Here is a 22947-nt window from a genome sequence, read left to right on the forward strand (position 1 = left end):
TTATTTTTGCACTTTCCTAAGAGGAAATTGCGTAGTGCGCCGCATTTTTAAACAAAAATTCAAGAAACTAAATATTTTTTGATGCGGATCAAGACACATTTCCTTTGTTTAGTGTTAATGTTAATAAATCTCATTATCAACTTCATGTGCGTTACTCATATTATGCGAACTTGGCACAAACTCTTTCTGCTTTGCTGCTGTTGGTGGCTATCAGCCTCATTAGCCTGGGCTGCGACGGATTACCCGCAGTTGGTTAATGATATCCAATCCCGTCTCGATAAAACGTCTCAGTTGTACCAACAACAGAACAATGATGAAGCCCGTACTACGGTGCAGATGGCGTACTTTGAAGTTTTCGAAAACCTCGAAGGCCCGATTCGTATCAATATCTCTGCCCAGAAGAGTTATCAGATGGAAGCCGCTTTTGGTGAAATCCGGCGCATGATTGGGGAGGGCAAGCCGCAAGCGGAAGTTGATAATAAAATTAATTGGCTTAAAAGTGAACTCACTGCGGTACTGCCTATACTGACCGATGGGCATAAACTTAATGCAGAACAGCAACATGCAGCTTATGAAAACAGTGAAATTGCACTGTACTGGCAGCAGAGTTTCAAGATCATTGATGACTTACTGGCACAAGCCATAAGCGAATATCAAGAAGGGAAGTTCGCCGCGGCCAGCGAAAGCGTGCAACAGGCTCATTATCAGGGTTTTAAAAACTCTGAAATGGAAATGTCAGTGCGGGGCAATCGTTCCGCACAAGCAGCAGCGGCAATTAACCAACAATTTACCGCATTAATCGATCTCACTCGCAAGCCAGACCAAATAACGGAAGTTGCCTATCGTGTCACCGGTTTACTACAAACTATCGAAGACACCCTTCCAGGCTTACCCACAATGCGTGAACAGCAACCCGTCACCGCAGATCAAGCCAACGTTGGGCAATCTTCGGCATCGGCTGCTAGTTCTGACGGACAAGCTAATGCCGATTGGGCGGCTGTTTCCAGTAAGATAAATCAGGCCATCAGCGATGCTATTAGTCAGTACCAAAAGGGGCAGACTACACCGGCAATGATGGCTGTGCAGGATACCTACTTTGATTTGTTCGAAGCCAGTGGCATTGAGAATAAAGTTGGTTCGCGTGATGCTGCATTTAAATCGACGTTAGAGGGGCATTTCACTCGTTTAGTCAGCCTGATGAAAGCCGGTCAGCCAGTCGAACAGTTACAAGCCGAAGCCGTCGCGTTGCAAAAGGATTTGGCCAGTGCTGTAGAGATGCTCGGTGGGGGGGATGAAACCAACTGGAGTCTGTTCATCTATAGCCTGCTGATTATTGTGCGTGAAGGGCTGGAAGCTTTACTGATTGTTGCCGCGATAGTGGCTTATCTGGTGAAAAACAACCATCAGGATAAATTACCGCTCATTCGTCAATCCGTTGTAGTGGCCTTAATCGCCAGCGTGCTAACCGCTTTCGTCTTCCAGTGGTTATTTGCTAATTCAGGGCAAAGTCGTGAGTTATTAGAAGGTTTCACCATGATGATTGCCGTGGTGATGCTGTTCTCAATGAGTTACTGGTTATTGTCGAAGACTGAAGCACGGCAATGGAAAGCTTATCTCGAAGGGAAATTTTCTAAATCACTCAGTAGTGGATCGATGGTCGGGTTATGGCTGACAAGCTTCCTGGCGGTGTATCGCGAAGGTGCTGAAACTGTACTGTTCTATCTGGCCCTGATGGGCGATGCCAGTACCACTAGCGGCCACTTGTCGATTCTGGCAGGTTTTGGCGTTGGCTGTGTATTCTTGCTGGCAGCTTATCTGGTCATGCGCTTTACCGTAGTCAAATTGCCACTCAAACCCTTCTTTATGTTTACCGGTGGCTTTATGTACCTAATGGCGTTTGTATTTGCCGGTAAGAGTGTTCTTGAACTAATTGAAGGTAAATTGTTTGAGCCGACATTGCTACCGGGCGTACCTGAAATCAGTTGGTTGGGGATCTATCCATATCTGGAAACATTGATTCCTCAAGGGATATTACTGATTGCTGCGCTGGTTGCTCTTTGGGTAATGCAACGGCGTGGTCGTACTGTCTCAGCGTAATGGTCCGGCATGATGCCGGTGTGAATAACGACAATGTAATTATCATTTGATACCAGAGGGTGTGCTACATGACCATGAAGAAAACGATTATTGCCAGCAGCATTATCGCCAGCATTTTTGCAGCGCCTGCTGCTTTCGCCTTTAAAGAGTATCCGGCTGGCGAGCCTATCAAGATCAACGATATGGAAATTGCTGCAGTTTACTTGCAGCCAATCGATATGGAACCGCGTGGCATGGGTTTGCCTGCCGCGAAAGCTGACATTCATCTGGAGGCAGATATCCATGCCACCGAAGGCAATAAGAATGGATTTGGTGCCGGTGAGTGGATGCCGTACCTGACTATCGCTTATACCTTGGTGAATACGGATACTGGTACCAAACAAGAAGGCACATTCATGCCGATGGTTGCCAGTGACGGTCCACACTACGGTGCCAATATTAAAATGATGGGTGTAGGTAACTATAAAGTTACTTACCATATCAGTGAGCCATCTAAAGCCGGATTACATCGCCATACTGATAGCGAAACGGGTGTTGGCCGCTGGTGGAAACCGTTTGATGTGAGCTATGACTTTAAATATACCGGTTTGAATTGATAACAATGGCCGCGATGACTAAAACAGTTATCGCGGCTTTTTCTTAATGCTGGATGGTCAGCGCGTTTTTATCCGCGCGATGTAAAAGCTGATCAGTGATAACTGGCAGGTGTTGTGATTATCTTGCCCAAGGTGTGTGCTAATGAGTTATTTTTTTGTTTCCGTGCTACAAGCCTTTTTACCGGTAGCGTTGTTATTGGGGTTAAGTTGGGCATTCAGGCCAGCTCCTGCATTGAACCGGGTGGTATGGATAACGATACTCATGGCTATCTTGGGTATTTGGGCCGGTACCCATTACCCAAAATCGCAGCAATTGCAGTTAGTTCTGGCGGGGGGGCAACTTCTCGCACTGCTGTTATTCTTGTTAAGTCAATTTACGCTCCGCCGATCGTTAGGTTATGTCTGGCAAGCCCTGTTGGTATTGGGCGCGGCATTCAATTGGGGTAATAACCCGAATCTCGGTGCCTTTACCAATACCCATGTCATCAACACCGATTTACTGCTTAATTTGGCGGCTATTGTCGTGGCATTTGGCTGGGTGATTTTCAGTGCCGTATTATTGCTGATGATGGTCAGGCAATTGCCTCGTTGCCGTTGGCCACTATTGATACTGATAACGGTATTACTGATTTTGCCACTCAGTGGCGACGGCATTCTGTTATTAATGAAGTTACAGGTTGTGCCACTGACCAAATCACTACTCAGTTATGTCGCTTTAGTTACCAATGGGCATGCCTGGTTGAGTTACATTTGTGCGCTGCTTCTGGCATTTACGACGCTGTGTTACTTGATACCGTTACGGAATTCCCGCCGGATCGTCGGTGAAAATTCAGACCCGATTGCTCACCGTAAAGCATTAGCTGATTACCGTAATGTACGCCGAATCTTTGTTTTTTCCTTGCTGGCATGGGTAATAGCCGCAGGTGCTCAACTCTACTGGGATAAAGTCGCTTCTCAACCGCCCCAGTTGTCCGAGGCTTTACCCGTGACACTCTCGGCTGATGGTTTAGTCCGTATTCCAGTAGAGCAGGTACGTGATGGTAAGTTGCATCGTTTTGTCTGGGTCGCCGATGATGGTAAAGCAGTACGTTTCTTTATTATTAACCGTTATCCCGATCGTCTGCGCCTGAGTGTGGTTTTCGATGCCTGCTTGTTGTGTGGTGATCAAGGGTATGTCATGGAAGGCAATCAGGTCATTTGCGTTGCCTGCGCCGTGCATATTTTCATTCCGTCGATCGGTAAAGCAGGGGGCTGTAACCCGATACCGTTGGAGGGGTGGAAAAGTGACGATAAAGAGTTAGTCATTCCCAAAGCCTCTTTGGAGGCGGGTGTCAATTACTTCACCACGGTAGTAACGCTTGATGTAATTGATCCGGTTGATAAAACTCTCCTCACCAATCAAAAGGCCGAATATAAGTACAGTTATGGCGAGAAGACCTATTTCTTCTCATCTGAGGCGAATTACAACCGTTTCCGTGAACACCCGGAGCAGTTTGTGACGCCGGTTGCCAGTAGTGAAGACAGTGACACGCAGGAGAATCCATAATTATGTTATGGCGCATGCTCAAGCAGTCTTGGTTCAGGAATGTCCGGCGTAAATCCCTGGCGGTATTTACGGTCTTCCTTGCTGCCGGACTCATCTCGTCATTGTTGGCGGTATCGATAGATATTGGCGATAAAATGTCACGTGAGTTGAAGTCTTATGGTGCCAATATTTTGATTGAACCTGCTGGGCAGGTGGCACTGCCGTCATTATTCGGCGAGCAGAGTAACCCACTTACCGGGCAGGATTTCCTCGATCAAGCTGAGTTACCCAATATCAAAGATATTTTTTGGCGTAACAATATTGTCGGTTTTGCGCCATTACTGAGCGGCGAAACTGATGTTAAGGGGCAAATTATTCCGCTGCTGGGGACCTATTTTAATCAGCCGGTTGATGTACCCGATGAAGAGGACTATCACACTGGTCAGCAAATTATCAGCCCGTATTGGCAGGTTAGTGGTAACTGGCCGCAGGAGCCAGTTAAAGCCGATGCGACAACGGCTGAGGCATTGTTAGGTAAACAACTGGCACAGCAAACTGGTTGGAAAGTCGGTGATGAGTTGCACCTCAACGGTGCCTCTGGCCCACTAACGGTGAAGATAAGTGGGGTGCTGAGTAGTGGTGGTGAAGAAGAGAGCCGCCTGGTATTACCCCTAAGCGCAGTGCAATCACTCCTCGGCTTGCCAGGAAAAATCCAGGCAGTGCGGGTTTCAGCATTGACTGTGCCAGAAAATGAGTTGTCGCGTAAAGCGCGCGAAAACCTTGAAGCCCTTAATGCCGAAGAATATGACCTGTGGTATTGCACTGCTTATGTTTCTTCAATTGCACACCAATTGGAAGAGGCTATTTCTGGCTCCGTAGTGCGGCCAATTTGGCAAGTTGCTGCATCTGAAGGGGTGGTGATTGAAAAGATACAACTGCTGTTGGCGGTGGTTACGCTGGCGGCGTTGATTGCTGCGGCAATGGGGATTGCATCGCTTATGACCAGCACGATTATGGAACGCGCGAAAGAGATTGGTTTGATGAAAGCATTGGGGGCGCGTCAGTGGCAAATTTTGATGCTGTTTTATCTTGAAGCAGCAATCAGTGGCTTGATTGGTGGTCTGGCAGGCTGTTTGGCTGGCTGGGGCTTGGCAAAAACCATTGGCCTGATGTTGTTTGGCGCTCCACTCAGTTTTGCCTGGATGGTGGTGCCCTGTGTGCTGGTGATATCCGTGTTGATTGCCGTCATAGGTACCTGGTTCCCTGCCCGGCGTATTGCCAGTCTCTATCCGGTGGAGGTGCTTTATGGCCGTTAATCATCGGGCAATTCAGCATAAAGGCAGTAATAGTATGTTCTGGCGATTAGTATTACGTGCACTGCGCCTGCGGATGCAACGGGTCAGTGTGGTATTTGCCGCACTCACTGTTGGTGCAGCGATTGTCACCGCAATGTCAGCAGTTTATTTCGATATTAATGCCAAAATGAGTCAGGAGTTACGAACCTTTGGTGCCAATTTCTATATCGGCCCAGGGCATGGTAACTCTTTTGAACAACAGCGATTTCAGCCAATTATAGATGCGGCACCCAAAGGGCTTATCAATGCTTCCAGCCCCTATATTTATGGTATGGCCCGCACCGAATTGGGAAAAGTGGTGCTGATGGGGGTATGGTTTGAATCCCTACAACAGCTCGTTCCCTACTGGCAAGTCACCGGCAACTGGATCGGCGTCAGTTTTGATGATCGCAATGCCATGATTGGTGTCAAACTTGCCGAACGCTTGCACGTCAAAGTAGGCGATACCATTACATTGGTGAATGGAGCGACTCGCCAGCGTCTTCAGGTCAAAGGTATTATTGAAGCGGGTGACGCCACGGATAACATGTTAATCGTCAATCTTGAACTGGCACAAAAATGGCTCAATCAACCGGGGCATATCAGCAATGCGCTCCTTAGTGTCAGTAATGATGTGGGGCAGGTTGAAACATTTGCCAGCCGCCTGCGTGAGCAATATCCCGATCTTGAAATTCGGCCAATCCGTAAGGTTTCGGCTTCTGAAGGACAAGTGCTTGATAAAATAAAAGGGCTGATGGGGCTGGTCTCGGTGGTGATCCTCATTTTGTCATCACTGTGCGTTAACACCACCTTAATGGCGATAGTGGGTGAGCGTTCAAAAGAGTTCGCCTTGCAAAAAGCATTGGGTGCCAGTGGTGCCGATATTATTCGTCAGATGCTGACTGAAACACTGATTATATCGCTGGCTGCCGCAGTCTGTGGTGCTTTGCTTGGGTATGTGTTGGCGCAAGTATTGGGCCAGACGGTGTTCAGTGCGGCAATCGCTTTGCGAGCACCAGTACTGCCATTGACCCTGATATTGTCATTGTTAGTCGCCGCCGTGGCGGCCATTGTTCCCACCCGTCGGGCTATTCATATCGAACCCGCTAAAGTCCTGAAAGGAGAGTAGCAAATGACATCGCCATTAACACGGGTGAAACCTGAATACACCGCGGATGCCGTCATTGAAACCCGACATTTATATAAGCGTTTTGGTCAAGTTACAGCGCTGGAAGACATTAATATTCGCATTAATCGTGGTGAGTTTGTCGCGATTATGGGGGCGTCCGGCTCAGGTAAAACAACATTAATGAATATCCTGACCTGTCTGGATACCGTTAGCGAAGGGCAGGTGTTACTTGACGGTATTGATGCCGCAGGCTTAGACGAAGAAGGCCGCAGGCAGTTTCGGGCTGACAAGATAGGGCTGGTTTTTCAACAATTTCACCTGATTCCTTACCTGACTGCGTTAGAGAACATTATGTTAGCGCAGCATTATCACAGTGTGGTTGATGAAGACGCCGCGCGGCAGGTTTTAGAACAGGTCGGGATGACACCACGTATGGGGCATCTGCCTAGCCAACTCTCTGGTGGTGAGCAACAGCGAGTGTGTATTGCACGTGCGCTTGTTAATCAGCCCCCTATCATTTTTGCTGATGAACCGACCGGCAACCTTGATGAAGAGAATGAACAGCGGGTGCTGGATCTGCTAAACCATATTCATCGTCAGGGTAGAACCATTGTCATGGTTACCCACAATCCAGATTTAGGGTGTGTTGCTGATCGGATAATCCGGCTCCAGCACGGTAAATATCTTAATGAAGAGAGCCGTCATCATGTGGCGTAATCGGTTAAAAGTTATCGGCATGTGTGGTGTGTTATTGCTACTTAGCGCGTGCAAACAAGAAGAGTTGGTGGTGGGTGAAGCGGCCCCGCAATTGGCAGCTTATGACCTAAAAGGCAAGCCGGTGGCACTTGATCAATGGAAAGGTAAGCAGGTGTACCTCAATTTCTGGTCAGCTAGCTGTGGCGGTTGTCTGGCTGAAATGGCGGCACTGGATAAACTGAGTCAGGAATATCGGGATGATATCGTGGTTGTGGCGATTAACACCGATCCTGAACAGGTGGATATCAATCCGGTGTTGGCACAGCGGAATATTAGTTATCCGGTTATTCGTGATCAATTAGGTATCACACAAGAACGCTACCAGGTTATTGGCACCCCGACTTCTTTTCTGATTGACCGCAGTGGTAAAGTGACGCAATTGCATCAGGGCGCGCGTAATGAGCAGGCGCTGGTTACGTTGTTCCAACAATGGGCGGCGGGTGCATAATGAAAGCAGTGCTGTTGTTAAGCGTGGGTGTCCTGCTGCTCAGTGTCACGGCTCAGGCAGCCACTGACGGTGAGCATATTTATAAACAAACCTGTTCAAGTTGCCATGGGCGTTCGGCTGATCGCAAAGGCTTGGATAAGGCACCGCCACTGATATCGTTATCGCGTGATGAAATTGTTGATGGTCTAACTGCTCGCCGCGATGGCAAGATTGTTGGCCGGGGTAATAAGGCCAAAGCACATCTGACGGATGACGATATTCAAAAACTGGCCGACCATATCGAAAACTTAAAAACGATTAAACACACAATGCCTTGATGCAATATTATCTTTTATTTCAATTTGTTGATTGATTTAAATAAACCAAATCTCGTGCCGAATTTGTTTGTTCCGACGGCTTCATTTGATAATGTTAATGCTGTATTATATGTTGCATATTAAATACATCTTTAAGTTATCTGAGGAATATCAGTATGGGAAATGCATCAGCACTGCTGTGTTATAAAGAGTTACCTGTCTGGAATAGTACCGCTGTACCGGCGATGTTCCGGGAAAAACACAATACCAAGGCAGGTACTTGGGCCAAACTGACCATTCTAAACGGGGAGATGGATTTTCTGATCCTCGATGAAGCGGGGAATACTTTGGCGAGGCATAGCTTCTCTTGTGAGCAGCAGCCACCCTTTATAGAACCCCAAGTCTGGCACCGTATTGCCGCATGTTCAGATGACATGCAATGCCAACTCAGTTTCTATTGCACGGCAGAAGATTTTTATCATAAAAAATACAATTTAACCCCGACGCACTCTGAAGTCATTGAAGCCGTGGAAATGGTTAAACCGAGTAAAGCATTAGATTTAGGTTGTGGTTCTGGTCGTAATTCTTTGTATTTGAATTTATTGGGTTTTGATGTCACGGCGGTAGACAAAAATAGCGATAGTATCCATAATTTACAGCAGATTATAGTACAGGAAAATCTGCAAAATATTACCGCCAGCACTTACAATATTAATGAAGCCAGTGTGGACAACCGCTATGATTTTATTTTATCGACTGTGGTCCTGATGTTCCTACAACCGGAAAGAATTCCCTCTATTATTAATAATATGCAGGAGTGTACCTTGTCCGGTGGTTATAATTTGATTATCTCTGCCATGTCTACGGATGACTTCCCTTGTACTGTGCCGTTCTCCTTTACATTAAAGTCGGGTGAGTTAAGCCATTACTATAAAGATTGGGATATTATTAAGTACAACGAAGATGTTGGGCAATTACATAAGACCGACGCCGAAGGTAATCGGATAAAACTGCGCTTTGCGACACTATTGGCGAAAAAACGGTAATTGCACCGTAGGTACCTAACCTGCGACTTAGTTGGGTTTAATACAGCATATTAAATCGCGGGTAATTTAACCGCCGCGGGGGGTAAGTTGGGTTCTTTACGCAAACAACTGACAATATAATCAATAAATACGCGCAGCTTGGGGGGTAAATAGCGGGTTGGCGGGTAGAGTAACCATAAGCCACCGCTGTACGAACTGATAAAGCGCCATTCTGGTAATACCGGTACTATCAGTCCCTGTTGCAATGCTGTTCTGGCCGTAAAATAAGGTAGGCTGCCGATACCTATATGCTGCAAGACAGCATCTAGCCTGACACCGGTATGGTTAGCTGCGTAGCGGCCCCGTACCGCGACAGTTACCGCTTTGCTACCTTGACGGAATTTCCAGCGGGCGTCTCCCGGCGTCTCTCCGAGATAAATACAGCTATGGTGCGCTAAATCATGAGGATGCAGGGGAACCTCATGGGCGGCGAGATATTCGGGTGTGGCGCACAACAAATGTTCGATAGTCATCAATTGCCGGCCAATCATTCCAGCAGGGGGTTGGTCAGTAATACGAATTGCCAAATCGATATTTTCATCAATTAAATCAACGTAGCGGTCATCTAAGATCAGTTGTACATCTATTTTACTGTGGCGGCGCAAGAATTCAGGGATATGCGGGTGAACGACAAAACGGCCAACCGCTTTTGGTACACTGATACGAATAAGCCCTTCCGGTTCCAGATTGTACTGGCCACTGACTTCCATCACTGAATTGGCTGCACTAAGCATCGCATGACAGCGTTTAAAAACCTCTTCGCCACTTTCGCTCAATCGCAATTTACGCGTAGTTCGTTGCAATAAGCGCGTAGCCAGCGCTTTTTCGAGTCGGCTGACGCTACGGCTGATTGCTGAAGGTGAAACGCCTAACTGGCGTGCAACTGCCGAGAAACTGCCGGTTTCTACCACTTTAACGAAAATAGCCATTTCGCTTAGCAGAGTCAGAGGCGTATTTATGCTCACAGCGCAACAGTCCTTTGAGGTTATGACGGATTATCACGATAGACTGACATTAATATAATCATAATGGAAATGATAAAAGGATAATGATTGTGACTACTCGTCTATTTTTTGATAACGATACGCTGGCTACGGATGTAAATGTCCTGAGTTGTACTCCTGATGGTGAGCGATTTGCTTTAATATTGCAGGCTACTATTTTCCATCCACAAGGCGGTGGGCAACCTTGCGATACCGGTATGATTGGCGGCAGCCCGGTATTACATGTGGTGCAGCAGCAACATCAATTAGTTCATTATGTGGCGCTGCCCGTTGCATTAGGGATACAACCTGCGTGTATCGACAGTGACCGGCGTTTTCTGAATGCACGCATGCATTCCGCTGGGCATATCATTGGCAATATTGGCGAAAGTTATGGCTGGTTGCCAATAAAGGCACATCACTGGCCGGGTGAGGGCCGAGTCTCATTTAAACGAACTGAAAATCCGCATCCAATTGATATTAATACTGTTCAGATAGCTTTAGAGCAGTTTATTCATCAGGATTTAGCCCGACAGACGTTGATCCAGGGTGATTTTCGCGAAATCGGATTTGGTGAATTGCCCGCGTATGCCTGTGGCGGAACACATGTTAGTTCGCTGCGCGATGTGGGAAAGGTTGTTGTTCAGTCCATTTCGGAGAAAAAAGGAGTGATGTCGGTGAATTACACGATTGATTAGTCGGTAATAAATTGTCCTGGCTCTGCACCTGCAACTTCAATGACTTTAGGTATATTATTCAGATCACAGATAAAATAAGCCTTGAAGGAAAGTTTGGTGAATAAAGAAAAGATTGCGCATTTAGACGCGGTAAGCCGCAAAGCCCGTACGGCAATGGAGCGAGAAGGGCTTGATGCTCTGGTGGTCACCGTCTGTGATAATTTCTACTATCTCACTGGGTTCGCCAGCTTCTTTATGTATACCTTCCGCCACACTGGTGCGGCGGTGGCGATTATGTTCCGTGATGCAGCAATTCCTTCGCAAATCATCATGAATGAGTTTGAGGCAGCCAGTGCCCACTTTGATATGCCGAATATGGTGCTAAAAACCTTTCCGGTGTGGGTCGATGTCGACTCTCCACGCAATCCCCTTAATCATCAGACCAAGCGTGAGCGGCCGATTGGCCCGCCAGTTGAAGCTGTTTTTAGTTTAGTCAAAGCAGCGCTTGAGGACGCCGGGGTGCTGGGTAAGACCATTGCCATTGAATTACATGCCATGTCTAACGGGGGAAAAGGTGTTCTGGACAAAGTAGCGCCAGGGCTGAAATTGGTTGATTCAACGCCGTTATTTAATGAAATCAGGATGATCAAAAGCCCGTGGGAGATTGAACATCTGCGCAAAAGTGCTGAGATAACCGAGTTTGGTATTGCCCGTGCAGCGAAAGAAATTCGCGTCGGTTGTACTGCGGCACAATTGACGGCGGCATACAAAGCCGCAGTAATGACGTTCCCGGAAACGAACTTCTCCCGTTTCAATCTTATTTCGGTTGGCGATAACTTCTCGCCTAAAATGCTGGCGGATGACACCCCAGCTAAGCCGGGAGACTTAATTAAGTTTGACTGCGGTGTGGATGTTGCAGGTTATGGTGCCGATCTGGCGCGAACTTTTGTTCTGGGGGAGCCGGACCCACTAGCAAAGCAGATATATGACACCATTAGAATCGGTCATGAACATATGCTCTCAAGGGTGGCACCGGGGGTTAAATTAAAAGATGTTTTTGATTCCACCATGGACGTCATTAAAAAATCGGGCTTGCCACATTATAATCGTGGTCATCTAGGGCACGGTGATGGTGTATTTTTGGGATTAGAAGAAGCACCTTTCATCAGTACATTAGCGACTGAAACGTTCCAGCCTGGGATGGTGTTAAGCCTTGAAACACCCTATTACGGTATTGGGATCGGTTCGATTATGTTAGAGGATATGATTCTCATTACTGATAATGGTTATGAGTTTTTAACTAAACTCGATCGCGGCTTACAACGTTGTGACTAATCTGCGCTGAACATCTCACTTTATGTGAATTAAATTCATCTTGGAAAATAGACTCTAGCTATTTTAGCTGAGCCTATTTTTCTTAGGTCAAAATCGTATATGACAAACATTCAAATAGTTATAAAAATTATTCATATAAAATAATGAGTTAAATTGTAGAAGTGTTTTAATAGTTTGGTTACGGGCATTTTGGCAGTAAGACCTGATTTTCAATCAGTTCATTCTTAATGATAACGGTAGTGATAATCTACTATTGCTAATAATAGCGGACTTATTTTCTAGTTATAAGATAAATAATATTTTAGATATTAAAATTAAAAGTAGTAAAAAAAAACAGGCTAAAACAGCCCGAAAATCAAATCGTGCTACCCTTTTGCAGACGACTGTATCGCAGGATTCCCTTAGTGAAAATATTTCGTCGCTAAATTTTGCCTTTTTAAAGAATTTTCTTCTAAGATTAATCTTAATTTCATTAAAACTAACCGCTATAACACATTTTCACCTCTATTAATCGCTGGAATAACAATATTCTATAATAATTCGACAACAGTATTTTCTTTCAACTATCCTATGTAACATGCTGTAATACATTCTAAGGACTTCATTTCATCATAATTCCATAATGAAAAATGGATGTTCGTGAAGTAGCTTTCCTTGATCATCAAACAAGTTGCTGGCTTAAGGGTTATATAATGTATAACGCATTTACAACACTACTGCGCCCGTTGCACCGGCACAGAATAACTTTATTAGCGCTATTAATTTCCGGCCTTTCAGTTAATCCAGTTTTGGCAGATACACAGTATGATTCGTTAATCATCCAAGCCAGATCAGGAGATACCGCGCCGGTCCTTGACTACTTACAAAAAGAATCCAAATCTGGCCCTCTCAATAGTGGGCAGGTAGACGACTGGCTACAAATAGCCGGTTGGGCAGGGCGTGATCAAGAGGTCATTGACGTTTACGAAAGATACCACTCTTCAATGAATCTCTCTTCGCGGGGCTTAGCGTCAGCAGCGCGTGCATATCGCAATGAAAAACGTTGGGATCAGGCGTTGGCATTGTGGCAAAGCAGTTTAAAGAAAGACCCAACCAACCCAGATCTTATCACTGGCATGATAATGACTCAGGCGGATTCCGGGCGCGGTGGTGAAGCTTTACAGCAAGCGAAAGACCTGGCTGCGCGTGACCCTTCTGCAAAAAACTATATGACCCTCTCTTATCTTAATCGGGCAACCAACCGCAATTACGATGCTTTATAGGCCTCGAGTGAGGCGGTACGACTGGCACCGGAATCTGAGGAAGTATTAAAAAATCACCTCGAGATTCTGCAAAGAAACCGTATTGCCGATCCTGCGTTGCAGCTTGCCAAAGAGAATCCAAAATTAGTGACCGCAGAGCAATATCGGCAACTTGAGCGAGATGCTGCAGCGGAACAAGTCCGTATGGCGGTACTACCAACACGCAGCGAGACGGAGCGATTTTATATTGCTGATCAAGCGTTGGCTGATTATCAGGATTTGTTAGCCCGCTGGAGCAAAGATCCCGAAGCGCAGGCCGATTATCAACGTGCTCGTATCGATAGATTAGGCGCGTTATTGGTTCGCCGTAATACCGAACAACTCATTAAAGAATATGAAGGCATGGAAGCCGAAGGCTACAAGATGCCGGATTATGCACGTCGCTGGGCGGCATCTGCTTATATCGATCGCCGGATGCCAGAAAAAGCAGCGCCCATCTTGACCAGTTTGTATTACGCCGATGGCAAAACATTCCGTAATAGCGATGATTTACTTGATGCAGATGATCTCTATTATTCGTTGAATGAAAGTGAACAATTGGATAAAGCACATCAATTCGCTAAAAACTATAGCGAGCAAACGCCGTATCAGGTTGGCGTTTATGGTCTGCCAGGTAAAGAGCCGAATGATGACTGGATGGAAGGGCAGACTCTGCTGGTTCAATCCCTGGTAGCACTCAATGATCTGCCTGCGGCGCAGAAAAAACTGGAAACGCTATCCAGTACTGCTCCTGCTAACCAGAATTTACGTATTGCTCTGGCCGGTATCTATTTGGCAAAAGATTTACCACGTAAATCTGAACAAGAATTGAAAGCAGTAGAGTCATTGGCGCCACGCAGTCTTATTCTGGAACGTGCACAAGCTGAAACTGCGATGGATTTGCAGGAATGGCATCAGATGGAGTTACTCACTGATGATGTGATTACCCGTTCTCCTGAAGATGTTCCCTCTCAGGAGCTCGATCGTCAGCGCAAAGTGCATAACATGTATGAATTGCGTGTAACCGGGAATCGAACTATTTCTTCCAACAGCCCAATCAGTGGTAACAAGGATTTTGGCGTTGAAACCTTGCTGTATAGCCCCCCGATAGCTGAAAACTGGCGGGTATTCGGTGGTGGCAGCTACGACAATGCGCAATTTGAAGAAGGAAAAGGCATTAATCGTGCGACACGGCTAGGGGGCGAGTGGACATCCCGTGACCATTGGGTTGAGGCTGAAGTGAATAATCAGAATTACGGTTTTGGTAACAAAACCGGTGCTCGGTTATCGACTTGGTACGATTTTAATGATCACTGGCGCGTTGGCGGGCAGGTTGAGAGACTGGCCAAAGATACCCCATTGCGGGCATTAAAAAATAATATATCCGCTAACAGTGCGTCAGCATATGTGTTCTGGAAAGCAGATGATCGGCGTGATGCTGAAATTAGCGTGACACCGTCACGTTTCTCTGACGGCAACAACCGTTTGGAATACGAGTTCAACGGACGCCAGCGTGTCTGGACGGGCCCTTACCTGACGGCAGATCTTAGCTTAGGGTTAGCGTCGAGCCATAACACCAAAGAGGATGTGATTTACTATAACCCGAAAAGTGATTTCACTTACGTCCCTGCCATTACCCTAAACCACATTATATATCGCCACTATAAAACCGTCTGGAGCCAACAAATTCAGCTCGGTGTTGGCGGTTATTGGGAGAAAAACTTCGGTAATGGTCTGGTAACCACGGCAGGTTATGGGCAACGCATTCAATGGAATGATGTCGTGGATACTGGGATAGCAGTGACCTACGATAAGCGCCCCTATGATGGTGTCCGTGAGCACGATCTCTCGCTCGCTTTCGATTTGAATTACCGTTTCTAAGGGATCAGCGCCATGGCGAAGATACTATTTTTTATACGAATACTTGTAGTAGGAATGATAACGGTGCTGGCCTCGGTGTGTTATGCAGAGAAACCGGTATTCGTTCCACCCGCTGAGCGGGCATTGCCGCTAAGTGAAAGGCCGTGGCAAAAAAATACCTTTGTGGTTATTGCTTATCACGACGTTGAAGATGAATCCGCAGACCAACGCTATCTGTCAGTAAGAAGCAGCGCATTAAGTGAACAATTGGCCTGGCTAAAGGATAATCGTTACAACGTGGTGTCTGTTGATCAGATTTTAGCGGCCCGTAATGGTGGCGCACCGCTGCCTAATAAAGCCATTTTACTGACCTTTGACGATGGGTACAGTAGTTTTTATAACCGTGTTTACCCATTGTTAGAAGCCAATAATTTGAGTGCAGTACTGGCTCCAGTGGGGACTTGGATCGATACGCCACCGAATAAGAAGGTGGATTTCGGTGGTTTAAGTACTGATCGCGATCGTTTTCTTACCTGGAAACAGATCAGCGAAATGGCTAAATCAAAACTGATTGAAATCGGTGCACATACTTACGCTTCCCATTACGGCGTGATAGCAAACCCGCAGGGGAATACCGAACCGGCAGCAGCCAACTTGATTTATGACCCTAAAACGAAAAAATATGAAACTGAAGCGGCTTTCAAGCAGCGGATGGAAAAAGACGTTACCTTGATAACTCAGCGTCTTATTCAGGCAACGGGCAAGCAACCGAGAGTCTGGGTTTGGCCATACGGTGCAGCCAATGGAACCGTGTTAAATATCTTACGCCAACACGGTTACCAGATGGCTATGACACTGGAGCCCGGTATTGGTAACGTCAATGATCTGATGAATATACCGCGTATCTTGATCAGTAATAATCCGTCGTTGAAAGACTTTGCCCAGTTGGTTGCCCCATTCCCGAACGAAACGCAACAAACCATCATGCGGGTGGCGCATGTTGACTTGGATTATCTCTACGATCCAGACCCGGTACAGGAAAAGGAAAATCTCGACAAACTGGTACAACGGATTTCTGATTTACGCGTCACCACGGTGTTCCTGCAAGCATTTTCTGATCCGAAAGGGGATGGCAATATTCGTCAGGTATACTTCCCTAACCGTTGGATACCAATGCGCCAGGACTTGTTTAACCGCGTTGCCTGGCAACTAGCATCACGCCCTGATGTGGATGTTTATGCCTGGATGCCGGTGTTGGCATTTGAGATGGACCCGTCGTTACCACGGATTAAGCGTATTGACCCAAAAACAGGGAAAACCAGTATCGATCCGGATCAATATCGTCGCCTATCGCCATTTAACCCGGAAGTCAGACAGCGCATCATCGATATTTATCGCGATATGGCCTATAGCGCACCGATTGACGGGATTCTCTATCATGACGACGCGGTAATGTCTGATTTTGAAGATGCATCGCCGGATGCTATCCGTGCATATGAGAAAGCCGGTTTCCCAGGTTCGATTGCTACCATACGCCAAGACCCGGAAACCATGGCCCGCTGGACGCGATATAAGAGTAAATATCTGGTTGATTTTACTAATGAGTTAACACGTCAGGTGCGTGATATCCGTGGTCCACAAGTAAAATCTGCCCGTAATATATTTGCTATGCCGATCTTAGAACCGGAAAGTGAAGCATGGTTTGCGCAGAATCTTGATGATTTCCTGGCTAACTATGATTGGGTTGCCCCGATGGCAATGCCGCTAATGGAGAAGGTGCCGTTATCAGAGTCTAATGAGTGGCTATCGCAATTAGTTAATAAAGTTGCAGAGCGCCCTGGGGCCCTGAATAAAACCGTATTTGAACTGCAATCGAAGGACTGGACCAAGCCTGAGGGCAGCAATGCCATCAGCGGCCCGATACTGGCGGGATGGATGCGCCAGTTGCAGTTAAATGGCGCGCAAAATTTTGGTTACTATCCGGATAACTTTATCACTGGCGAACCACCGCTAAAAGATGTCCGCCCTGTGCTATCTTCTGCCTGGTACCCTTTATATGATCGATAGAATTATTGCGTTACTCATCCTATGCCTAGTACTGAGTATACCTGCGGGTATGATCCTGCTCTTTACTGGTGATGTGTTGCTGAATTTTGTTTTCTTCTATCCGCTCTTTATGTCCGGTATTTGGATAACCGGTGGTGTCTATTTTTGGCTACGCCGAGAAAGACACTGGCCGTGGGGCGATGATGTGCCCGCACCGGAGCTAAAAGGTAATCCGTTAGTGTCTATTTTAATCCCTTGTTTTAATGAGGGAGAGAATGCGCGGGAAACCATTCACGCGGCATTGGCACAGACTTACACCAATATTGAAGTGATCGCCATTAACGATGGCTCCAGTGATGATACTGCACAAGTGCTGGATGGCCTGTTGGCTGAGGACTCGCGGTTGCGTGTTATTCATCTGGCTCATAATCAGGGTAAAGCTATTGCTCTGCGTATGGGAGCAGCAGCGGCACGTAGTGAATATCTGGTATGTATTGATGGTGATGCCCTACTGGACAGCAAAGCGGTGCCTTATTTGGTCGCGCCGCTGATTGCGAATCCACGCACGGGTGCGGTTACCGGTAACCCGCGAATCCGTACGCGCTCAACGTTGGTTGGCCGTGTGCAGGTTGGTGAGTTCTCTTCTATCATCGGGCTGATTAAACGGACACAACGTGTCTATGGTCAAGTTTTCACCGTCTCTGGTGTGGTTGCTGCGTTCCGTCGCCGAGCACTGGCGGATGTGGGCTACTGGAGCCCGGACATGATCACGGAAGACATCGATATCAGTTGGAAATTACAAATCAGGCACTGGTCAGTATTCTTTGAGCCTCGTGGTTTGTGCTGGATTTTGATGCCGGAAACCTTACGTGGTTTATGGAAGCAACGTTTGCGTTGGGCGAAGGGCGGGGCTGAAGTTTTCCTGAAAAATATGTTTAAGCTGTGGCGCTGGCGTAATCGCCGTATGTGGTTACTGTTTCTTGAATATTCACTGTCGATAACCTGGGCGTTCACTTACCTGTTCAGTATTATCCTGTTCCTACTGGGATTGGTTATTACTTTACCGCCAGGTATCCATGTACAAACAGTCTTCCCACCGGCCTTTACCGGGATGGTACTGGCGTTGACTTGCTTGATGCAGTTTGCGATAAGCTTGGTCATTGAACGGCGCTATGAGCCTAAACTGGGTAGTTCACTGTTTTGGATTATCTGGTATCCCATGGTCTACTGGATGCTGAGCTTGTTCACCACAGTGGTTTCGTTCCCCAAAGTCATGCTCAATACCAAGCGTAAACGTGCGCGTTGGGTTAGCCCTGACCGTGGGATCGGGAGGGTTAAACCATGAGTGCACCTCTTATTCACACTGAACAGCGGCTGATACCGCGCTGGATCGACATTATTATCACGGCATTGGCCTGGATAGGTTTTATCTTTCTGTTCGTGAAAGGTTTTCTCGACATGATTGGTAGAGCGCCGAATATGGGGCCGATTCCGTTCAGAATGTATATTATTAGCGGCCTGACAACCTTGGCATTGTATGCGGCGATTGCGGCATTCAATGCCGTGGTAATCATCGTCTGGGCTAAATACAATCAGGTGCGTTTTCAGGTAGAACGTCGTGGGCATCGACCACATCTGAATGATGATGAGTTGGCTAGCAGTATGGAACTTTCAGCGGAGGTGGTGGCTCAGCTTCAAGCGGGTTCCTGTCTCACGTTATATAATGATGAACATGGGCAATTACTGGACGTCAAAGAAGGACTACAGCTTCCCACCGTTGCACCGGTAGTTAATCTACGCCGGGGGTGATGGGCCATCATCTCTGAATACCTGATAGTAAGTTATTCTGTACTTATATCGGGTATTCAGACCCTGCTTGCTATTATTTCAGCTATTTCCCGCCAAAAAACGTCACTTTGTTTTGCCATTCTTGCCTTATATATTGCTATGATTTGGCAGGAATTACCGCGCGTGAAATCATTGAGTATCGTAATAATTGATATTCCTCTGCCAGTTGTGTTTAAAAGGAGCATACAGTGAAGCAAAACCATTTTGGGCAAACTATCGGCACTGAATTACCGCATTGGCAATCAGCGCAGCAACCTCAGCGTGAGATTTTACCCGGCCATTTTTGCTATCTCGCGCCAGTGAATGCAGACAAGCATGAAGCGTCGTTATATCAGGCGTATCACATGGCGAAAGAGGCCGATGACTGGACTTATTTTTATTGTGAACGACCTGAAAATGAAGCTGATTTTCATCTCTATCTGCAAACCCTGATCAAGGCACCGGGGGCTGTCCACTATACGGTTATTGATGCACAGACGGGCCTTGCATTGGGGACGGTAGGCTTACAGCGAATTGATGAGAATAATGGTGTTATCGAGATAGGTTCAGTGAATTGGTCGCCACGTTTAAAACGTAACTCGGCAGGGACGGAGGCAATATATTTACTATTACATTATGTCTTCGATAAATTAGGCTATCGGCGCTGTGAGTGGAAATGCGATTCATTGAATGAACCCTCAAACTCTGCTGCGTCTCGTTTTGGTTTTCAGTATGAGGGCCAATTTCGTCAGGCGATTGTGACTAAAGGGCGCAATAGAGACACCAATTGGTATTCCATAACTGATCGTGAATGGCCATTAATTAAGCAGGCATTTAATGATTGGCTGGCTCTGGAGAACTTTGATAGTGAAGGCCGACAAATAGCACGTTTGCAGGATTTAAGAATCAGCCGTTAGAGAGGATCTGGTTAATTACATTTGAGTTTATTCTATTGTATTAATGATGTTTTTTTATTTTCGTCTTTACTTATAACCCAAATAAAAAAGGTAAAGGCGAAATTACGAAGCTCGTTTGATGCACGGAGTAAAACAGGGCTTAATAGTATAGCGCGATGCAAAAAATAATCAGAGCAAAAAATGAGCAAATAAAAAAATTATATTTTTTTACATTTTGAGATCGCGAAACTTAAGAGTGTCATTATACTGTAATCATCTGGCGGTATTTTTCACACGGTGCATAGCTTAGGCTGTTGTTTATCACTGCGGGGATCGCTAATGCTAGAGTCCATGATTGGGCTGTTAAGACAAGACCACTGTTTTACCCAAGCATCTCGTTGTTACGAGGGCTCCCCCTCCGACTCTCATTTTCCAGCAGTACTGTCATTATCTATCCCTGATATATTTTTGTCTCCAGCGTTATTGTTTCAAGTATTCATGTCACGTAATAACTCCCTTGCGATATCGTTCTCACCCCAGACCTGTTTTTACCCAAGTCATTTTGGGGCCTGGGTGTTGACGCTACTCGCATTTTTCATTGGCTATTATTGGCTGCGAAGGAAGCCAAAAACCTCATCCGTATGTGAAACATATACCCAAAGTAATTCGAGTTGCAGGAAGTCAACACACATGCAGCTTGAAGTATGACGGATATAATCGCGCAGGCAACCGCTGCTGCGGTAGGTGAAACAAACTGTAAGGTGCCACTATGGGAAGACAGAAAGCAGTGATCAAAGCTCGTCGTGAAGCGAAACGCGTAATTAGACGTGATTCACGTAGCCATCGTCAACGTGAGGAAGAAAACGTGACATCGTTAGTGCAAATGGGCGGTGTTGAATCAATAGGTATGGCACGGGATAGCCGTGATACCTCCGTTATTCAGGCGCGTACGGAAGCTCAAGGTCATTACTTATCAGCCATAGACAATAAACTGCTCATCTTTGCGACCGGCGAAGCTGGGTGTGGTAAAACCTTTATCAGCGCGGCTAAGGCCGCAGAAGCACTGATTCACAAAGAAGTTGATCGGATAATTGTGACGCGACCTGTACTACAGGCTGATGAGGATCTGGGGTTCTTACCTGGTGATATCTCTGAGAAGTTCGCGCCTTACTTCCGCCCGGTGTATGACATTCTGCTGCGCCGGCTCGGCTCGTCTTTCATGCAATACTGCCTGCGCCCAGAAATCGGCAAAGTGGAAATTGCGCCTTTCGCCTATATGCGCGGGCGTACCTTTGAGAATGCGGTAGTGATCCTCGATGAGGCACAAAATGTAACCGCCAGCCAAATGAAGATGTTCCTAACCCGTCTCGGTGAAAATGTTACGGTCATCGTTAATGGCGATATCACCCAATGCGACCTTCCGCGTGGTGTGAAATCAGGTCTCAGTGACGCGCTGGAGCGTTTTGCTGAGGATGAAATGATTGGTATCATCCGCTTTGATAAACAGGACTGTGTCCGCTCTGCACTCTGCCAACACACTCTAAATGCCTATTCATAACTCAGTGTTATGAATGGATGACCCGATAAAAAAGGGCAAGCGCGATAAACGCTTGCCCTTTGCTTATCCCTTGGCGGGCATGAAGTTACAGCATGATAGTCATCATATAAGCGGCAAATAGCGCCAGATGGGCGGTACCATTAAGTACGTTGGTTCTGCCGGTGGAAAATGATATTTGCGACAAAATCAACACGCTGACCATCACCACGATATGTGGCGCTTCCAGACCAAAGTTCAACTCTTGCCCGGTGATTACCGCAATCAAGGTAACCGCAGGAACGGTCAGTGAAATGGTTGCCAGCACTGAGCCGAAGAACAGGTTCATCGCACGCTGTACCTGATTAGCCAGCACCGCTTTTAACGCCCCTAATCCTTCAGGGGAGAGGATTAGCAGAGCAATCAGGAAACCGGTAAATTTAGCCGGTGCATTTAACTCAGTAAGCAGTGCTTCTAATGGGTTGGCATCAAATTTGGTAACGGCTATTACTGCTATTAAATGAATTAACAACCAAAATGTGTGCCACAAGCTACTGTGTGAGGATGGCTTACCATGGTGAGGGTCACTCGGGTCGTCACCTTCATCCTCATGTTCATACACAAATAGACTTTGGTGCGTTTTGGTTTGAATCAGCAGAAAAACACCGTACATCGCGGCTGAAATTGCTGCGACAACCAGTGATTGAGCCACGCTAAAGTTGCCGCCGGGCAGGGTACTCGGTAGCACCAACACAATGATAGCCAGCGGGAATATAGCCATCAGATACTGTTTAATGCCTACCAGATTGACATGCTGGGTAGCAAATTTTCGACCGCCGAGCAGCAAGGAAACACCGACCAATCCACCAATCACAATCATGATGATTGAATAGAGCGTATCGCGCATCAGGGCGGGTGCGGCATCACCTGTTGCCATCATGGCTGAGATCAAACTGACCTCAAGCACAACAACCGACAGACTGAGGATTAAAGAGCCATAGGGTTCTCCCAGGCGGTGTGCTAATACGTCGGCATGGCGCACTACGCTAAAAGCACTGCTCAGGATACCCACAAGTGCGATCAGGTTGATAACAATAACAGCAGCAAAATTGCTGGTATCACCCCAGCTATTAAGAATGACCAATGCAATGATCGGCAGGATGAGGGAGTATTCGTGATGGCGAGATTTAGATCGGCCAGGATCATTTTGCGACTTCATTTCGAGAGCGCTCCTAATAACTTT

Annotated in this window: 18 protein-coding genes and 2 pseudogenes; 18 read left to right on the forward strand and 2 right to left on the reverse strand. The window is 46.7% G+C overall.

Features of this window, described 5'->3' with window-relative positions; translation table 11 throughout:
* Positions 1-162: 162 nt before the first annotated feature.
* From ACWJJO_RS09655 to tehB, 9 genes are all read left to right on the forward strand, one after another.
* The gene (locus ACWJJO_RS09655; RefSeq protein WP_481090960.1) at positions 163-2097 is read left to right on the forward strand and encodes an FTR1 family iron permease; all 1935 of its coding nucleotides are present in this window, start codon (positions 163-165) and stop codon (positions 2095-2097) included.
* A gap of 68 nt (positions 2098-2165) precedes the next feature.
* A complete protein-coding gene (locus tag ACWJJO_RS09660) occupies positions 2166-2693 on the forward strand; it encodes an iron transporter (protein ID WP_083159075.1) in 528 nt (175 codons plus the stop codon).
* A 142-nt stretch (positions 2694-2835) separates the two neighbouring features.
* Complete coding sequence (locus ACWJJO_RS09665; RefSeq protein ID WP_420073617.1) at positions 2836-4239, forward strand: Fe-S-containing protein; 1404 nt, start codon at positions 2836-2838, stop codon at positions 4237-4239.
* 2 nt (positions 4240-4241) lie between these two features.
* Entirely contained in the window at positions 4242-5534 is a 1293-nt protein-coding gene (locus ACWJJO_RS09670; RefSeq protein ID WP_083159073.1) for an ABC transporter permease, read from the forward strand.
* Positions 5535-5568: 34 nt separating this feature from the next.
* Entirely contained in the window at positions 5569-6681 is a 1113-nt protein-coding gene (locus tag ACWJJO_RS09675; protein WP_481091575.1) for an ABC transporter permease, read from the forward strand.
* A 3-nt stretch (positions 6682-6684) separates the two neighbouring features.
* Positions 6685-7398: an ABC transporter ATP-binding protein gene (locus ACWJJO_RS09680; RefSeq protein WP_083159071.1), complete on the forward strand. Its 714-nt coding sequence runs from the start codon at positions 6685-6687 to the stop codon at positions 7396-7398.
* A 19-nt stretch (positions 7399-7417) separates the two neighbouring features.
* Positions 7418-7885, forward strand: coding sequence for a TlpA family protein disulfide reductase (locus ACWJJO_RS09685; RefSeq protein ID WP_193784819.1), 468 nt, complete (start codon positions 7418-7420; stop codon positions 7883-7885).
* The gene (locus tag ACWJJO_RS09690; RefSeq protein ID WP_083159069.1) at positions 7885-8202 is read left to right on the forward strand and encodes a c-type cytochrome; all 318 of its coding nucleotides are present in this window, start codon (positions 7885-7887) and stop codon (positions 8200-8202) included. The genes ACWJJO_RS09685 and ACWJJO_RS09690 overlap by 1 nt, the downstream gene beginning before the upstream one ends.
* Positions 8203-8357: 155 nt before the next feature.
* Entirely contained in the window at positions 8358-9227 is an 870-nt protein-coding gene (gene tehB, locus ACWJJO_RS09695) for an SAM-dependent methyltransferase TehB (RefSeq protein WP_481090961.1), read from the forward strand.
* 50 nt (positions 9228-9277) lie between these two features.
* Here the strand turns inward: tehB and ACWJJO_RS09700 are convergent, their stop codons facing one another.
* Positions 9278-10231, reverse strand: a complete 954-nt coding sequence (locus ACWJJO_RS09700) for a LysR family transcriptional regulator (protein ID WP_372569100.1) — start codon at positions 10229-10231, stop codon at positions 9278-9280.
* Between the two features lie 89 nt (positions 10232-10320).
* Here ACWJJO_RS09700 and ACWJJO_RS09705 point away from each other — a divergent pair, with 89 nt between their 5' ends.
* From ACWJJO_RS09705 to phoH, 9 genes and pseudogenes are all read left to right on the forward strand, one after another.
* Positions 10321-10947, forward strand: coding sequence for an alanyl-tRNA editing protein (locus ACWJJO_RS09705; protein WP_083163690.1), 627 nt, complete (start codon positions 10321-10323; stop codon positions 10945-10947).
* A gap of 96 nt (positions 10948-11043) precedes the next feature.
* On the forward strand, positions 11044-12261 hold the full coding sequence (locus ACWJJO_RS09710; protein WP_481090962.1) for a M24 family metallopeptidase: 1218 nt from the start codon (positions 11044-11046) through the stop codon (positions 12259-12261).
* Positions 12262-12953: 692 nt separating this feature from the next.
* Positions 12954-15422, forward strand: a pseudogene (gene pgaA / locus ACWJJO_RS09715) (poly-beta-1,6 N-acetyl-D-glucosamine export porin PgaA).
* 12 nt (positions 15423-15434) lie between these two features.
* Positions 15435-17468 (forward strand): poly-beta-1,6-N-acetyl-D-glucosamine N-deacetylase PgaB, encoded by a 2034-nt coding sequence (gene pgaB, locus ACWJJO_RS09720; protein WP_481090963.1) that lies wholly within the window; start codon positions 15435-15437, stop codon positions 17466-17468.
* On the forward strand, positions 17458-18792 hold the full coding sequence (gene pgaC, locus ACWJJO_RS09725; protein WP_481090964.1) for a poly-beta-1,6-N-acetyl-D-glucosamine synthase: 1335 nt from the start codon (positions 17458-17460) through the stop codon (positions 18790-18792). Before pgaB ends, pgaC begins: the two co-directional genes overlap by 11 nt.
* Positions 18789-19256: a poly-beta-1,6-N-acetyl-D-glucosamine biosynthesis protein PgaD gene (gene pgaD, locus ACWJJO_RS09730; RefSeq protein WP_083159062.1), complete on the forward strand. Its 468-nt coding sequence runs from the start codon at positions 18789-18791 to the stop codon at positions 19254-19256. Before pgaC ends, pgaD begins: the two co-directional genes overlap by 4 nt.
* Before the next feature lie 227 nt (positions 19257-19483).
* Positions 19484-20191 carry a GNAT family N-acetyltransferase gene (locus tag ACWJJO_RS09735; RefSeq protein ID WP_420073787.1) on the forward strand — a complete coding sequence of 236 codons (708 nt, stop codon included), beginning with the start codon at positions 19484-19486 and terminating at the stop codon, positions 20189-20191.
* Positions 20192-20509: 318 nt separating this feature from the next.
* Positions 20510-20817 (forward strand): annotated as a pseudogene (locus ACWJJO_RS09740) (hypothetical protein).
* A gap of 122 nt (positions 20818-20939) precedes the next feature.
* Positions 20940-21728 carry a phosphate starvation-inducible protein PhoH gene (gene phoH / locus ACWJJO_RS09745; protein WP_032906294.1) on the forward strand — a complete coding sequence of 263 codons (789 nt, stop codon included), beginning with the start codon at positions 20940-20942 and terminating at the stop codon, positions 21726-21728.
* 85 nt (positions 21729-21813) lie between these two features.
* Here phoH and chaA read toward each other — a convergent pair whose 3' ends face one another.
* A complete protein-coding gene (gene chaA / locus ACWJJO_RS09750; RefSeq protein WP_481090965.1) occupies positions 21814-22923 on the reverse strand; it encodes a sodium-potassium/proton antiporter ChaA in 1110 nt (369 codons plus the stop codon).
* Positions 22924-22947 lie beyond the last annotated feature (24 nt).

This window comes from Yersinia antarctica, assembly GCF_056636475.1.

Excerpts from the sequence above, each read along its gene's own strand:
- ACWJJO_RS09655 (WP_481090960.1), top strand. The coding sequence starts at position 163 with ATGCGAACTTGGCACAAACTCTTTCTGCTTTGCTGCTGTTGGTGGCTA.
- ACWJJO_RS09660 (WP_083159075.1), top strand. The coding sequence starts at position 2,166 with ATGACCATGAAGAAAACGATTATTGCCAGCAGCATTATCGCCAGCATT.
- ACWJJO_RS09665 (WP_420073617.1), top strand. The coding sequence starts at position 2,836 with ATGAGTTATTTTTTTGTTTCCGTGCTACAAGCCTTTTTACCGGTAGCG.
- ACWJJO_RS09670 (WP_083159073.1), top strand. The coding sequence starts at position 4,242 with ATGTTATGGCGCATGCTCAAGCAGTCTTGGTTCAGGAATGTCCGGCGT.
- ACWJJO_RS09675 (WP_481091575.1), top strand. The coding sequence starts at position 5,569 with ATGTTCTGGCGATTAGTATTACGTGCACTGCGCCTGCGGATGCAACGG.
- ACWJJO_RS09680 (WP_083159071.1), top strand. The coding sequence starts at position 6,685 with ATGACATCGCCATTAACACGGGTGAAACCTGAATACACCGCGGATGCC.
- ACWJJO_RS09685 (WP_193784819.1), top strand. The coding sequence starts at position 7,418 with ATGTGTGGTGTGTTATTGCTACTTAGCGCGTGCAAACAAGAAGAGTTG.
- ACWJJO_RS09690 (WP_083159069.1), top strand. The coding sequence starts at position 7,885 with ATGAAAGCAGTGCTGTTGTTAAGCGTGGGTGTCCTGCTGCTCAGTGTC.
- tehB (WP_481090961.1), top strand. The coding sequence starts at position 8,358 with ATGGGAAATGCATCAGCACTGCTGTGTTATAAAGAGTTACCTGTCTGG.
- pgaB (WP_481090963.1), top strand. The coding sequence starts at position 15,435 with ATGGCGAAGATACTATTTTTTATACGAATACTTGTAGTAGGAATGATA.
- pgaC (WP_481090964.1), top strand. The coding sequence starts at position 17,458 with ATGATCGATAGAATTATTGCGTTACTCATCCTATGCCTAGTACTGAGT.
- pgaD (WP_083159062.1), top strand. The coding sequence starts at position 18,789 with ATGAGTGCACCTCTTATTCACACTGAACAGCGGCTGATACCGCGCTGG.
- phoH (WP_032906294.1), top strand. The coding sequence starts at position 20,940 with ATGGGAAGACAGAAAGCAGTGATCAAAGCTCGTCGTGAAGCGAAACGC.
- chaA (WP_481090965.1), bottom strand. The coding sequence starts at position 22,923 with ATGAAGTCGCAAAATGATCCTGGCCGATCTAAATCTCGCCATCACGAA.